This window comes from Bacteroides pyogenes DSM 20611 = JCM 6294, from assembly GCF_000428105.1.
Taxonomy (GTDB): domain Bacteria; phylum Bacteroidota; class Bacteroidia; order Bacteroidales; family Bacteroidaceae; genus Bacteroides; species Bacteroides pyogenes.
This window is the reverse complement of record NZ_ATZH01000009.1, coordinates 126,999-141,333: the sequence shown is the minus strand read 5'-3', so window position 1 is coordinate 141,333 and position 14,335 is coordinate 126,999. Positions and strand designations below refer to the sequence as shown.

At 45.5% G+C, this 14,335-nt stretch carries 9 protein-coding genes; 8 read left to right on the top strand and 1 reads right to left on the bottom strand.

Going from position 1 to position 14,335, the window contains the following annotated elements:
* Nucleotides 1-398 precede the first annotated feature (398 nt).
* The 3 genes from leuS to C234_RS0102350 all read left to right on the top strand — a co-directional run bounded on the left by leuS (nucleotide 399) and on the right by C234_RS0102350 (nucleotide 4,960).
* Nucleotides 399-3,236 carry a leucine--tRNA ligase gene (gene leuS, locus C234_RS0102360; protein ID WP_027324453.1) on the top strand — a complete coding sequence of 946 codons (2,838 nt, stop codon included), beginning with the start codon at nucleotides 399-401 and terminating at the stop codon, nucleotides 3,234-3,236.
* Between the two features lie 59 nt (nucleotides 3,237-3,295).
* Nucleotides 3,296-4,213: a YitT family protein gene (locus tag C234_RS0102355; protein WP_027324452.1), complete on the top strand. Its 918-nt coding sequence runs from the start codon at nucleotides 3,296-3,298 to the stop codon at nucleotides 4,211-4,213.
* Between the two features lie 162 nt (nucleotides 4,214-4,375).
* Nucleotides 4,376-4,960: a non-canonical purine NTP diphosphatase gene (locus tag C234_RS0102350; RefSeq protein WP_034536795.1), complete on the top strand. Its 585-nt coding sequence runs from the start codon at nucleotides 4,376-4,378 to the stop codon at nucleotides 4,958-4,960.
* Between the two features lie 51 nt (nucleotides 4,961-5,011).
* Here C234_RS0102350 and C234_RS15740 read toward each other — a convergent pair whose 3' ends face one another.
* On the bottom strand, nucleotides 5,012-5,932 hold the full coding sequence (locus tag C234_RS15740; RefSeq protein ID WP_051290126.1) for a DMT family transporter: 921 nt from the start codon (nucleotides 5,930-5,932) through the stop codon (nucleotides 5,012-5,014).
* A gap of 337 nt (nucleotides 5,933-6,269) precedes the next feature.
* Here C234_RS15740 and C234_RS0102340 point away from each other — a divergent pair, with 337 nt between their 5' ends.
* The 5 genes from C234_RS0102340 to C234_RS0102320 all read left to right on the top strand — a co-directional run bounded on the left by C234_RS0102340 (nucleotide 6,270) and on the right by C234_RS0102320 (nucleotide 14,312).
* Entirely contained in the window at nucleotides 6,270-6,848 is a 579-nt protein-coding gene (locus C234_RS0102340; protein WP_027324450.1) for an RNA polymerase sigma-70 factor, read from the top strand.
* A 322-nt stretch (nucleotides 6,849-7,170) separates the two neighbouring features.
* A complete protein-coding gene (locus C234_RS0102335; protein ID WP_051290125.1) occupies nucleotides 7,171-8,085 on the top strand; it encodes a FecR family protein in 915 nt (304 codons plus the stop codon).
* A 209-nt stretch (nucleotides 8,086-8,294) separates the two neighbouring features.
* Nucleotides 8,295-11,651, top strand: coding sequence for a SusC/RagA family TonB-linked outer membrane protein (locus tag C234_RS0102330; RefSeq protein WP_027324448.1), 3,357 nt, complete (start codon nucleotides 8,295-8,297; stop codon nucleotides 11,649-11,651).
* Between the two features lie 17 nt (nucleotides 11,652-11,668).
* Nucleotides 11,669-13,267 (top strand): SusD/RagB family nutrient-binding outer membrane lipoprotein, encoded by a 1,599-nt coding sequence (locus tag C234_RS0102325; protein WP_027324447.1) that lies wholly within the window; start codon nucleotides 11,669-11,671, stop codon nucleotides 13,265-13,267.
* A 22-nt stretch (nucleotides 13,268-13,289) separates the two neighbouring features.
* Complete coding sequence (locus C234_RS0102320; RefSeq protein WP_027324446.1) at nucleotides 13,290-14,312, top strand: glycoside hydrolase family 18; 1,023 nt, start codon at nucleotides 13,290-13,292, stop codon at nucleotides 14,310-14,312.
* The last annotated feature ends 23 nt before the right edge of the window (nucleotides 14,313-14,335 follow it).

Genomic DNA, 14,335 nt, shown 5'->3' with positions numbered 1-14,335 from the left:
CTTTGATGCTGTCTTGCTTGGCATACTGATTAAATGGAATGAAAGTAAATCTTTTAAAAAAAGTTTTTCATTCTGTTTATTGTATGCGTTATAAATGCAATTCTCGGATGAAATAGGTTTTATTATTATTTCAAACAAAAATATTGATTTTTTATTGTATTTCATATATTTCTTGTTGAAAATTTAATGTAACCCGATATATCTCCTTATTTATCACTGGAATCTTTTTCTGCGGCTTCAGCACTTATTGTTGATTCCGTATTGTCGGCTTACCTGTGTCTGAAACTAAAACGATAAACTTCTTATGCTCCTTATGTGGTTATCTGAAAATAAACATGTAAATTTGCCCGTTCATTGGGAATAGAATATAAATCACTATAAATAAAAAGATTATCACTATGGAGTATAATTTCGGGGAGATTGAAAAGAAGTGGCAGAAACGATGGGTGGAAAACAAAACTTATCGGGTGACGGAAGATGAATCGAAGCAGAAATTTTATGTACTGAATATGTTTCCTTATCCTTCGGGAGCAGGATTGCATGTAGGCCATCCGCTGGGATACATCGCTTCGGATATTTATGCGCGTTACAAGCGTTTGCAGGGATTCAATGTCCTTAATCCGATGGGATACGACGCATACGGACTTCCTGCCGAGCAATATGCCATTCAGACCGGTCAGCATCCTGAAGTGACTACAAAAGCAAATATCGAGCGCTATCGCGAGCAACTTGATAAAATAGGGTTTTGTTTCGATTGGGACAGAGAGATAAAAACTTGTGAGCCGGAATACTATCATTGGACGCAATGGGCTTTTCAGAGAATGTTCGGAAGTTATTATTGCAACGATGCTTGTCGCGCGCTTCCCATCGAAGAACTGATTCATCATTTCGAAGCGAAAGGAACCGAGGGGCTGAACGTTGCTTGTAGCGAAGAACTCTGTTTTACGGCTGCCGAGTGGAAAGCAAAAAGTGAAAAAGAACAGCAGGAAATTTTGATGAACTATCGCATTGCTTATCTGGGCGAGACGATGGTGAATTGGTGTCCTGCGTTGGGTACGGTATTGGCGAATGATGAAGTGGTAGACGGCGTGAGCGAACGCGGCGGCCATCCCGTTGTTCAACGGAAGATGCGCCAGTGGTGTTTGCGCGTATCGGCCTATGCGCAGCGTTTGCTCGACGGATTGGATACGGTGGACTGGACGGAATCTCTGAAAGAAACGCAGAAGAACTGGATAGGACGCAGCGAAGGCACCGAAGTACAGTTTAAGGTGAAAGACAGCGATTTGGAGTTTACCATATTTACTACCCGTGCCGATACGATGTTCGGCGTTACTTTCATGGTATTGGCTCCGGAAAGCGAATTGGTAGAGCGGTTGACTACTCCGGAACATAAAGCCGAAGTGGAGGCTTATCTCGAACGTACGAAGAAACGTACCGAACGCGAACGTATTTCCGATCGCAGCGTGAGCGGAGTGTTCAGTGGTTCGTACGCCATTAATCCGTTTACAGGCGAAGCCGTTCCTGTGTGGATCAGCGATTACGTACTGGCAGGATATGGAACGGGAGCCATCATGGCTGTTCCTGCGCACGATAGTCGCGACTATGCGTTTGCCAAACATTTCGGATTGGAGATTCGTCCGTTGGTGGAAGGATGCGATGTGAGCGAAGAAAGTTTCGATGCCAAAGAAGGAATCGTATGCAATTCGCCGAAAGCTGGGAGTGAAAGCGATTCTTGCATTCTGAATCTGAACGGATTGACAGTGAAAGAAGCCATCGAGGCAACCAAGAAATATGTGAAAGAACATCGGTTGGGACGGGTGAAAGTGAATTTCCGTTTGCGCGATGCCATCTTCTCCCGCCAGCGTTATTGGGGCGAACCGTTTCCGGTTTATTACAAAGACGGAATGCCTTATATGATAGACGAAAATTCTCTGCCGCTCGAACTTCCCGAAGTTGCCAAGTTTCTGCCTACGGAAACAGGAGAACCTCCGTTGGGACATGCTAAAAAATGGGCATGGGATACGGTGAACAAACGTGTGGTGGAAAATGAGAAAATCGATCATCTGACCGTGTTTCCGCTGGAACTGAATACCATGCCGGGATTTGCCGGTTCTTCGGCTTACTACCTGCGCTATATGGACCCGCATAACCGTGAAGCATTGGTCGATCCGAAGATAAACCGCTATTGGCAAAATGTAGATTTGTATGTGGGCGGTACGGAACATGCCACCGGTCACCTTATTTATTCGCGTTTTTGGAATAAGTTCCTGCACGACATCGGTGTTTCGGTAGTGGAAGAACCGTTCCAAAAGTTAGTGAACCAGGGTATGATTCAAGGACGGAGTAATTTTGTATACCGCATTAAAGATACCAATACATTCGTTTCCCTGAATCTGAAAGACGAATACGATGTGACTCCCATTCACGTAGACGTGAATATCGTATCGGGCGATGTGCTCGATGTGGAAGCCTTCAAGGCATGGCGTCCCGAATATGCGAACGCCGAGTTCATTCTTGAAAACGGAAAGTACATCTGCGGATGGGCTGTGGAAAAGATGAGCAAGTCGATGTTCAACGTGGTGAATCCCGATATGATTATAGATAAGTACGGAGCCGATACGTTGCGTATGTATGAAATGTTCCTCGGTCCGGTAGAACAGTCGAAGCCTTGGGATACGAACGGTATCGACGGTGTGCACCGTTTCATCCGCAAGTTCTGGTCGCTCTTTTACAGTCGCGCGGGCGAATACTTGGTGAAAGATGAGCCGGCAACGAAAGAAGAACTGAAAGCGCTTCACAAACTTATCAAAAAAGTGACGGGAGATATCGAACAGTTCTCTTACAACACGTCGGTCAGCGCGTTTATGATTTGTGTAAACGAACTATCGGCACTGAAATGCTGCAAGAAAGAGATATTGGAGCAGCTTGCCATCGTGCTCGCTCCTTTCGCTCCTCACGTATGCGAAGAATTGTGGCACACACTCGGACACGATACTTCCGTGTGCGATGCCCAATGGCCTGTATGCAACGAAGAATATCTGAAAGAAGATACCGTAAACTACACTGTTTCTTTCAACGGTAAGGCTCGTTTCAATATGGAGTTTTCCGCCGATGCCACATCTGAAGCCATTGAGAAAGAAGTGTTGACCGACGAACGTTCGCAGAAGTGGATAGAAGGCAAAACACCTAAAAAGGTTATCGTTGTTCCGAAGAAGATTGTCAACGTAGTTGTGTAAAACGTTGTAATCCTTATAAACACGAGATTAAAAACTTCGTCAATCTATAAACAAATCATATGTACAGACCTGCCAAAGCCGATATTATGAGAGAGGTGAAAGATTATTTTTACATCACTCTCGGATTGATCAGTTATTCATTCGGATGGGCGGCATTTTTGCTTCCTTATGAGATAACCACCGGAGGGACAACCGGTATCAGCGCTATCATTTATTATGCCAGCGGATTTCCCATTCAATGGTCTTATTTCATCATCAATGCCGTACTGATGACGTTTGCCATTCGTATTTTGGGGCCGAAGTTCAGCATAAAGACTACTTATGCCATTTTCATGCTGACGTTTCTGTTATGGCTGTTTCAGTTGTTGGTGAATAATTATGTGCATGTTCCCGATATGTCAGTAAACGGAAAGCCTCTTATATTGGGAGCGGGACAAGACTTCATGGCGTGTATCATCGGAGCTGCCATGTGCGGTATCGGTCTGGGCATTACCTTCAATTATAACGGAAGCACAGGCGGCACGGATATTATCGCTGCTATCGTGAATAAATACAAAGATGTCAGTCTCGGCAGGATGATTATGATTTGCGATGTGTTCATCATCACCTCCTGCTATTTTGTGTTTCATGACTGGCGGCGTGTTATCTTCGGCTTTGTCACGCTGTTCATCATCGGTGTCGTGCTCGACTGGGTAATCAACAGTGCCCGCCAATCGGTTCAATTCTTTATATTTTCTCAGAAATACGATGAAATAGCCGACCGTATCATAAAAGATACTCATCGCGGAGTCACTGTGCTCGACGGTAAGGGATGGTACAGCAAAAACAATGTGAAAGTACTTGTGGTATTGGCAAAGAAACGTCAGTCGCTGGATATTTTCCGTTTGGTGAAAGGTATCGACCCGAACGCTTTCATTTCGCAAAGTTCTGTCATCGGTGTGTATGGCGAAGGATTCGACCAGTTGAAAGTGAAATAAAGAAGAATATTTACTGTTGCTTTCGGTTTCCGGATTATGAGTTTCCTGAAGAACTCTTCGGAAGACCTCACCGAATGATAGATACGGGGTTTCCCGGATGATGATTTGCCTGAAGAAGAGGTTGAAAGTGAAAGTAAGTATTTATAAAGTGTATTTGAAATAATGAAACTTGTATTTGCTACCAATAATGCTCACAAACTGGAAGAAATCTCTTCCATATTGGGCGATAAAATCGAACTTCTCAGCCTGAAAGACATCGGTTGCCATGAGGATATTTCCGAAACAGCCGATACGCTCGAGGACAACGCTTTATTAAAATCATCGTTCATTTACCGGAATTACGGATTGAACAGCTTCGGCGATGATACCGGGTTGGAAGTGGAAGCTCTTGGCGGAGCTCCGGGAGTATATTCCGCCCGTTATGCCGGCGGAGAAGGACACGATTCTCAAGCCAACATGCGCAAATTGCTTTGTGAGCTGGAAGGAGTGGAAAACCGTAAAGCCCGGTTTCGTACGGCCATCTCACTTATTCTCGATGGTAAGGAATATCTTTTCGAGGGCATAATCAACGGAGAGATTATCAAAGAAAAACGGGGAGACTCCGGCTTCGGTTACGATCCTATCTTCAAACCCGAAGGATACGAACAAACCTTTGCTGAACTGGGAGCTGAGGTGAAGAATGAAATCAGTCACCGGGCATTGGCTGTGAAGAAATTGGCTCAATTTCTGAAAGAAATAGAGGAATAGCAATGACTTGATAATATGATTATTGCCGTTGATACAATTAATTAAAAAGCTCTATATATCTTTATTAATCGGTGTTACAGGCTTTTTGCAATATAGAGGCTTCTTTTCCGCCCAATACACTCCCAATATGATACATGCAGCCCCAAGCAGAGCTACCGGAGTTATCTGTTCGTGGAGAATCAGCGCAGCAGCTGCCATTGTCACCACCGGATTCAGATAAATATAATTGGAAGCGCGCATCATTCCCAGTTGCTTGATGACGATATTCCATACCACGTAGCAGATGAGTGAAGCCAGCACACCGAGGAAAAGCAGGTTCATCCATACTTCGGGCAATAACAACACTTTCGGATCGAGTGTCAGGGGATCGAGCAGAAAAGCCGGCAGAATAGTGACCAATCCATAGAAAAATATTTTACGAGTGAGGAATACGGTAGAATAGCGTCCCGTTACTTTCTTTATAATGAGGCTGTAGAATGCCCACAGAAGGGCGGCAACAAAAGTAAGCAAATCACCCAACGGAGATATTTTCAGTATCACGCTTCCGTTGAACACCACCATTCCTACCCCTGCCAACGCTATGAGCGAACCGTAGACAAGTCTTTTAGTCACCTTCTCGCTCCGGTAGAATAGCATCGAGAGTCCGGTAGTAAGCAGCGGGGCAGTACAGATAATGAAAGAGACATTGGATGCCTGTGTAATTTCCAGCGCCACGTTTTGCAGAAAAAAGAAAAGCGAACCGCCGGAAATGCCTCCCGCCGCCAACCAGAGTTCGTCTCTCACTGTGTTGGCAAGCAAACGTCGGGGCGAAATGATCCAGATTCCGATATAAGCAATCAGGAAACGGAAAAAGAAAATATCCTGGGGAGTCAGTCCGTGCCGGATCAACACTTTGGTAGAAATAAAAGTCATTCCCCACACGCTTACGGTGAGAATGGCTATCAGATGATAATATCCATGCCTTAGTTGCATATGTTGCCTTCAATTTAAATGATACCGCAAAGATAAATCTAAACATGAATATACGGATAATATTGCAATAAAATTCACTATTAACAGAAGGAGAAATTGCAAGAGTTTTAAACGAGGGGAACAAACGTAAGAAGAATGGAGCCCTAAGAAGAATAGAGCCGTATGTAGAGAATGCCTGATAAAAGAGAAAAAAACAGACAGGATTCGTTACGGAAACTCAACAAAGCCCAAAGGAATAAACATAAAAAGAAAAAAGAAACATTAGGAAAAATAAAATAAAGTCTGTTCCTTTGCAGCCAAAACTTCCTTTTTCTATCGTATTACAGAAACAAAAACTATGAACAGCAAGCAACGGACAGAAGATGAATACCTGATATTGGAGCAGTTATCCAAAGGCGATTCTGAGGCTTTCCGCAAACTGTACCTGTTCTATTACGATCGCTTATTCCGCTTTGCGCTGACGTTTCTGCACTCCGAACCTGCTTCGGAAGATGTTATATCGGATATTTTCTTCAATTTATGGAAAGACCGCTACACGCTGCCTTCCATCCCCAACCTTCAGGCGTACTTGTATCAGGCCGTGCGAAACGGATGCCTCAATGTATTGAAAAGCGGATATGTATCGAAGCGCGACGACCTTCCCGATACCGATCTGCAAGTGACCGTTTCGCCCGCCTCTCCGCTCGACGAGCTTGCTTACAAAGAGCTGACCGAAGCCATCGCGAAAGCGGTTGTATCACTGCCCGAACGTTGCCGCCTCATCTTCCGCATGGCAAAAGAAGACGGAATGAACCACAAGGAAATTGCGGAGGCGTTGAATGTCAAACTATGTACGGTGGAGCGGCAGTTGCTGCTGGCAAAAGCAAAGATAAGAAAATCCATCGAACCGTTTCTCGACCCGCACGAAGAAGAGTAAAAGAACCGCAACACGAGAATAGCATGATAAAGGTGAAGCTGCATACTCAGCCTGCTTCATCCGTATGTACAAGATAGTTTCCCTTCATTGAAACTTTTGTTTCCCTTTGGGGAAACTTTATTTTCCCACGTGGGACACTTTTGTTTCCCCAATGGGAAACTTTTGAAACACTGAAGGGAAACTACGGTGTCTATAAGAGGGAACCGCCGCACTACATAAAACCTGCCCCAATAAAAAACTTCAAAAAAAAAGAGTTTTCGCTTTAGCAGTTTTGCCGTGTGAGTTTTCTATAGAATATAAAGCTTTAGCAAAACACATCAGAATGCATACAGAAGAAAAGAATAACAAGATAAAGAAAAGAAAAGCCGACGCGTTGATCGAGAGCATAAGGTTGCAATCTTCCCGTCCGGGCGAAGAATATTCGGCAGAACGTTCATTTTCCCGGCTGATGGAGCGTATCAATGCCATCGACCGTCCGGCGGATATCTTCCGCCTGCGCGCACGCTACTACCGGAAATGGCTTGTTGCCGCCACGGTGTCTCTGCTCATCGCCTTAAGCGGATGGCTCTACACCGCCTTAACGCCCGAAGCCGTCCCCGCGCTCATCGTACAGAGCAACCATACGGGGCTTGTGCAAAACGTAACCTTGCCCGACGGAACTGCCATCAAACTGAACAACCGGTCCAAACTCATCTATCCCGAACGCTTCTCCGGAAAGAAGAGAGAGGTGTTTCTGGAAGGAGAGGCTTACTTCGATGTAGAGCACGACAAGAAGCATCCGTTTGTGGTGCATGCGGGCAGCCTGAAAATCAAAGTGCTGGGAACGAAGTTTACGGTAAACGCGAACTCCACGCTGCCGCAAATCACGGCAACCTTGCTGGAAGGCTCGATTGATGTAAGCAACGACAAACAAAGCATACTGATGAAGCCCAATCAGCAACTGACGTACGACATCGGACAAAACAGCATGAAGCTTGCCGACCTTACGGACACGGCGGACGAAATACGGTGGACAAAGAACGTGTGGGTGCTTTCCGGCACTCCTTTGCTCGATATCTGCCGGCGGCTTGAGCAATTGTTCGATGTAAAATTCATCATCATGAACGACGAGCTGATAAACAAATCGTTCACCGGAGAATTCTACACGAACGAGTCGCTCGAATCCATCTTGGAAATCATGCGGATAAGTACTTCGCTCAAATACGAGCGCAGAGGGAAGAACATAATATTGAAATAATAAATTGTAAAACCTTTTAAAACCGGAGTTGCCTATGACATAATACTGTAAAGAACAAAAAAAGGCAGGAAAATACTGGCTATATTTTCCTACCCTAAGAACTTTGTGCAAACGATGATAGTCATCATCATCAAAATCCTTAATTTCTAATTTATAAAAGTATGACAAATAAAAAAAAGAACCAAGATTTTTGTCAGAAATGTTGCAGTATGTGCGCAAACACTTACAAAAAGAGCATATTTCTGGCAATATTACTCTTCACAATTCCCTATTTGGCTTTCGCTCAAACAACCGGGCAAAACGTTAAGCTCAACTTTACCGACACTCCACTTTCCGTTGTAATCAGCGATATCGAAAAGCAGAGCGGGTTTAAATTCTTCTACAACAATGACATAGACGTCACTCAAAGAATGTCCGTACAAATTACTTCGAACGACATGCACCAAGTGGTAAGTACGTTGTTAAAGCATACATCCATCGGCTACAGCATCTCCGGACAGCGGATAGTGCTCTTTGCGAAAAAGGCAACAGCCAATGGAAAGAAGACATACACCGTGAACGGAGTGGTGAATGACGCCAACGGTCCGGTGATAGGCGCCACCGTTTCTACCAAAGACGGAAAAGGAACCATCACCTCTCTCGACGGCGATTTCCGGTTGGAAAATATTCGCATGGGCGATGTCCTCACAGTATCTTACATAGGCTATCAGGCAAAAAGCATCGTGTTCAACGGACAGGAAAAGCTCGTAGTCGATCTGGTGGAAGACACCAAGACATTGGATGAAGTGGTGGTTACGGCGCTCGGTATCAAGCGTGCGACCAAAGCGTTGAGCTACAACGTTCAGCAAGTAAAGACAGACGACGTAACCGTGAATAAGGATGTAAACTTCATCAATGCGCTGAGCGGAAAGGTGGCGGGTGTCAACATCAACGCTTCTTCATCCGGTGTGGGAGGCGCCTCCAAAGTAGTCATGCGCGGAACGAAATCCATCACTCAGTCGTCAAACGCTCTTTACGTCATAGACGGCGTGCCCATGTTCCCCCAAACAAAAACGGGAGGCATGGAGTTCGACGCGAAGGGGACCACAGAGCCGATAGCCGATATCAATCCCGAAGACATCGAATCGATGTCGGTACTGACCGGTGCGGCGGCGGCTGCTCTTTACGGATCGGCAGCGGCCAATGGCGCCATCGTTATTACCACTAAAAAAGGTAAGGAAGGACGCGTGCAGATTACCGTGAACAGCACTACGGAGGTGATGGACGCCTTTGTATTGCCTAAATTCCAAAACCGGTACGGAACAGGCAGCCTGAACTCTCAGGCGAATGTTTTAGACCGTAGCTGGGGAAGAGCGTTGAACAGCTCGAACTATTATGGGTACAGCCCGGCAGACGACTATCTGAAAACCGGAGTTACCGCAACGGAAAGCATCTCGTTGTCGACAGGAACAGACAAGAACCAGACTTATCTGTCGGCAGCCGCTGTCAACTCAAACGGCATTATTCCCAACAACAAATACGATCGTTATAACTTTACTTTCCGCAATACCACCAAGTTCCTCAACGATAAGATGACGTTGGACTTAGGCGCAGGATATGTTTATCAAAGAGACCGGAACATGATCAATCAGGGAGAATACGGAAACCCCTTGGTAGGCGCATATCTGTTTCCGAGAGGCAATGACTGGGAAGCGGCGCGCATGTACAAGCGCTACGATGAGTCGCGCAAAATCGATACGCAATATTGGCCTGTGGGCGATGGAGGACTTACCATGCAGAACCCTTACTGGGTGAACTACCGTAATTTGCGCGAAAACAGCAAAGACCGCTACATGATAAATGCCAACCTGCACTATCAGATATTGGATTGGCTGAGCGTATCGGGAAGAGTCCGTCTGGATAACTCCATCAACGATTATACTGAGAAATATTACGCCACCACCAACGACCAGCTTACCGAAGGCTCGAAGCGCGGATTCTACGGAATCAATCGCACAAAAGATAAACAGATATACGCAGATGCTCTGTTGAGCATCAACAAATCTTTTGGCAACGATTGGAATCTGCAAGCCAATTTGGGAACTTCATTCTCCGACATGAGGACGGACCTCTTGGGAATAGGAGGACCGATTGCCGACGGATCGATTCCCGGCGAAAAGCAAGGATTGACAAACTTCTTCGCCGTTCAACATTTAAGCCCGAGCAAAACGGCGCGCAATCAAGACGGATGGCGCGAGCAGAGCCAATCGGTGTTCGGTTCTGCCGAGATAGGATACAAAAGCACGTATTACCTCACGCTTACAGGACGTAACGACTGGCCGTCTCAACTGGCAGGTCCGAAGTCGGTAAACAAGTCTTTCTTCTATCCATCCGTCGGTCTGTCTGTGATTCTGTCCGAAATAATACCCAATATGCCTGCCGATCTTCCTTATATAAAAATGCGCGGTTCGTACGCGTCGGTAGGTTCTCCCTTTATGCGTTTCATCGCCAATCCGAGCTACGAATGGCATCAAAAGCTTTACTCGTGGAGCAACAACACGGTTTATCCGGTCTACAACCTGAAGCCGGAACGGACAGATTCATACGAGCTGGGATTGACCGTACGCTTCCTGAAATACTTCGATCTTGATGCGACGTATTATTCGGCAACCACCAAAAACCAGACGTTCGATCCTAAAATAGGGGGCGGAGCTTATTCTAAGATTTACATCCAAACCGGCTCTATACGCAACCGCGGAGTGGAGCTATCGCTGAATTTCCACAAAACATGGAACAAGTTTACGTGGAATAGCGGATATACATTCTCTACAAACAAAAACAAGATTCTGGTATTGGCAGACAATGCCATCAATCCGGACACAGGTAAGGAATTCTCCATTTCCACGCTTGACATGAACGGACTGGGCGGAGCACGCTTCCTGTTGAAAAAAGGAGGGACAATGGGCGACCTTTATTCTCGTGTCGACCTGAAACGGGATAGCAACGGAGCAATTTACATCACTCCCGACAATAAGATAACAACATCGCCCATCACCGAAGAAAAGAATTACATCAAGCTGGGCAGTGTGCTTCCCAAAGCGAACATGGCATGGAGAAACAACTTTAACTGGAACAACTTCCATTTCGGTTTTCTCATATCGGCACGTTTGGGAGGTATCGTGTTCTCTCGTACACAGGCTGTTCTGGATAACTTCGGTGTTTCCGAAGCGTCTGCTGCCGCACGCGACAAGGGATACGTAATAGTGAATAAAGGAGATTATGTGAATCCCGAAACTTGGTACACCACCATCGGAGGAGGGACTTCCATTCCGCAATATTACACCTATTCCGCAACCAATGTGCGTTTGCAGGAAGCAAGTGTGGGATACACTATTCCACGAAAGAAACTGGGAAATATCTGCGATATCACTTGCTCACTGGTAGGGCGCAACCTTTGGATGATTTACAACAAAGCGCCGTTCGACCCGCAGAATGTAGCTACAACCGGAAACTTCTACGACGGTATCGACTATTTCATGATGCCTTCTTTACGCAGTATCGGCCTTAGCTTGAATCTTAAGTTTTAACAGTAAACACACCCTTTATGAAAAATATAATCAATAAATTATCTTTGGGCTTGATGGTATGCGCTGCAACGGCTTGTACCGGAAGCTATCAGGAGATAAACTCGAATCCTTACCAACCGAACGACTTGTCTGCCGACGATTATTTGTTGGGCTCCGCAATAGCGAACTTAACCGGAACAGTTATTTCGGCCGATGTAAACACCGCACAATTTACCGATTGTTTGCTCGGTGGACCTCTGGGCGGTTATTTCGCTCCGTCAAAAGACGGCTGGAACAATATAACCATCGCCAACTATAATCCGACAAACGATTGGACAAACGTTTTCATGCACAGCGATCATATCATGCCGACTTTATTTACCAATCTGGGTATTGTTGCTCGCCATTCTGAAACAACGGGTAATCCTGTCCCTCTTGCCATTGCAAAAATAATCAAGGTAGCGGCAATGCATCGTGTGACGGATGCCTATGGACCTATTCCTTATTCCGAAATAGGTTCTTCGGGTGAAATCTCCGCGCCATACAATTCTCAGCAAGAGGTGTATAACCAATTTTTCACAGAGTTAGACGAAGCTGTCAAAGCGTTGGAAAACGCGCAATACACCTTATCTGCCGACCTCATATATGGAGGTAACCCGCACCAATGGGCAAGGTTTGCCAATTCACTGAAGTTGCGCTTGGCAATGCGAATTGTATATGCCGACCGTGAGAAGGCTCGCCAAATGGCGGAAGAAGCAATAAAAAGCAAAGCCGGATTGATTACTTCGAATGCGGACAATGCACAATGGGATTATTTCAAATCTTCGGAAAACCCTATTTACACGGCTACGCGGTACAATTCGCCGGCTCAAAGCACCACGGGAGGAGATACGCATGCAGCCGCAGATATTATCTGCTATATGAACGGATACAAAGACGCGCGCCGCGAGAAGTATTTCAATAAATCGCAATGGGAAGGAATAGAGTATATCGGTCTCCGCAGAGGTATCGAGGTTCCATCGCTCAATGCGGCGGGATACAAATACTCGGGAGTAGGCGTAAAGCCGAACGATCCCATCATGTGGATGAATGCGGCGGAGATAGCTTTCTTACGTGCGGAAGCCACAGCCGTGTTCGGATTCGATATGGGCGGCACGGCTGAAGAGTTTTACAATCAGGGCATACGCCTTTCTTTCGAACAATGGGGTGCAGAAGGAGCTGAAGCATACCTTGCAGACGAAAGCTCGGTTCCGGACACATACAAAGATCCTGTCGGAACCAACAACTATCTGACCGCTTTATCTTCTCTCACCATCAAATGGAAAGAGGATGCCTCCGTAGAAGAGAAGCAAGAGCGAATCATCATTCAAAAATGGATTGCTAACTGGATGTTAGGTAATGAAGCATGGGCAGACTATCGCCGTACGGGATATCCTCACCTCATTCCCGCTTCCGAAGCCGGAAACAAAAGCGGAGGCATTGTAGATTCTTCAAAAGGACCGGGGCGTATTCCTTATCCGCAGGAAGAATATACAAAAGAAGGAGGCAAATATGTAATCGAAGCCGTATCGAAACATTTGAACGGCCCGGACAATATGGCAACCAAAGTTTGGTGGGATGCCAAACCGAATAAATAAACCGAATAAAAATTTTAATATTATGGATAAGAAAATAGTATTCACCTTTTTCCTCATTATATCTACGGCACTCTTTTCTTGCAGCGAATGGACGGAGATGGAAAGCATAGATATAAAAGAACCTGATATCACCGCGCAAAATCCGGAACTATATGCAAAGTATCTGGAGAATTTGCGCGCTTACAAAAAGTCAGAACACAAGCAAGTGTATGTATGGTTCGACAATAGCGAGAAAACACCGCGTACAAGAGCGCATCATCTGACTACATTGCCCGACAGCATCGATGTGGTTTCGTTGATTCATCCCGATCAGTTAGCAGATTGGGAATTACAGGAGATGAATGAGATTCGCAGCCAAAAAGGGATGGAAGTGATTTACACCATCAGCTTCGATGCCATTAAAGCTTTTTATAATGCCAAATTAGAGAAAGCTACGGACGAAGAGCCTGTCGCCGCTCTGTTTGAGGACTTTCTGGTAGATTCTCTGCAACATGCGTTATCTCTTGCCAAAAAGTACGAGTACGACGGCATCTGTATCGAATACTCAGGAAAGTCGATGCTCCACATGCGCGAACCGGAGAGAACCGAATACACGAAAAACGAACGGATCTTTATGGGGATTGCAGCCGATTGGCAGAAAAGAAATCCTGAAAAAAGCGTAGTATTTGAAGGAAAGCCTCAAAACCTGATCGACAAAACATTTCTTGAGAAGTGCAAAATGGTAATGGTATCAGGCAAGAATGCAACGAATGAAAACATGCTTACTTACCATTTGTCGTTAGCCGCAGTGGAAGGCGTACCTCAAAGCCGTCTCGGAATGGTTGTATCAGCTACTTCATTAAATGACCCCAATAAATTATACGGTTATTTCGCCAATGGAGAGTTAGCCATGCAAGGCTTGGCAAACTGGGCGCCGATGGCACATAACGGAATTGAAGTAGCCGGAGTGGGCGTATACAATGTGTCTACCGACTATTATGAGCCAACCAGAACTTACCATTATACGAGATCAATCATATCAAGCATTAATCCACCCGTAAAATGAAAAAGAGAATAAACATGAAAAAA

Coding starts and splice junctions, on each gene's coding strand:
- C234_RS15740 (WP_051290126.1), bottom strand. CDS start 5,932: ATGCAACTAAGGCATGGATATTATCATCTGATAGCCATTCTCACCGTA.
- C234_RS0102335 (WP_051290125.1), top strand. CDS start 7,171: ATGCATACAGAAGAAAAGAATAACAAGATAAAGAAAAGAAAAGCCGAC.
- C234_RS0102355 (WP_027324452.1), top strand. CDS start 3,296: ATGTACAGACCTGCCAAAGCCGATATTATGAGAGAGGTGAAAGATTAT.
- C234_RS0102330 (WP_027324448.1), top strand. CDS start 8,295: ATGTGCGCAAACACTTACAAAAAGAGCATATTTCTGGCAATATTACTC.
- C234_RS0102350 (WP_034536795.1), top strand. CDS start 4,376: ATGAAACTTGTATTTGCTACCAATAATGCTCACAAACTGGAAGAAATC.
- leuS (WP_027324453.1), top strand. CDS start 399: ATGGAGTATAATTTCGGGGAGATTGAAAAGAAGTGGCAGAAACGATGG.
- C234_RS0102320 (WP_027324446.1), top strand. CDS start 13,290: ATGGATAAGAAAATAGTATTCACCTTTTTCCTCATTATATCTACGGCA.
- C234_RS0102325 (WP_027324447.1), top strand. CDS start 11,669: ATGAAAAATATAATCAATAAATTATCTTTGGGCTTGATGGTATGCGCT.
- C234_RS0102340 (WP_027324450.1), top strand. CDS start 6,270: ATGAACAGCAAGCAACGGACAGAAGATGAATACCTGATATTGGAGCAG.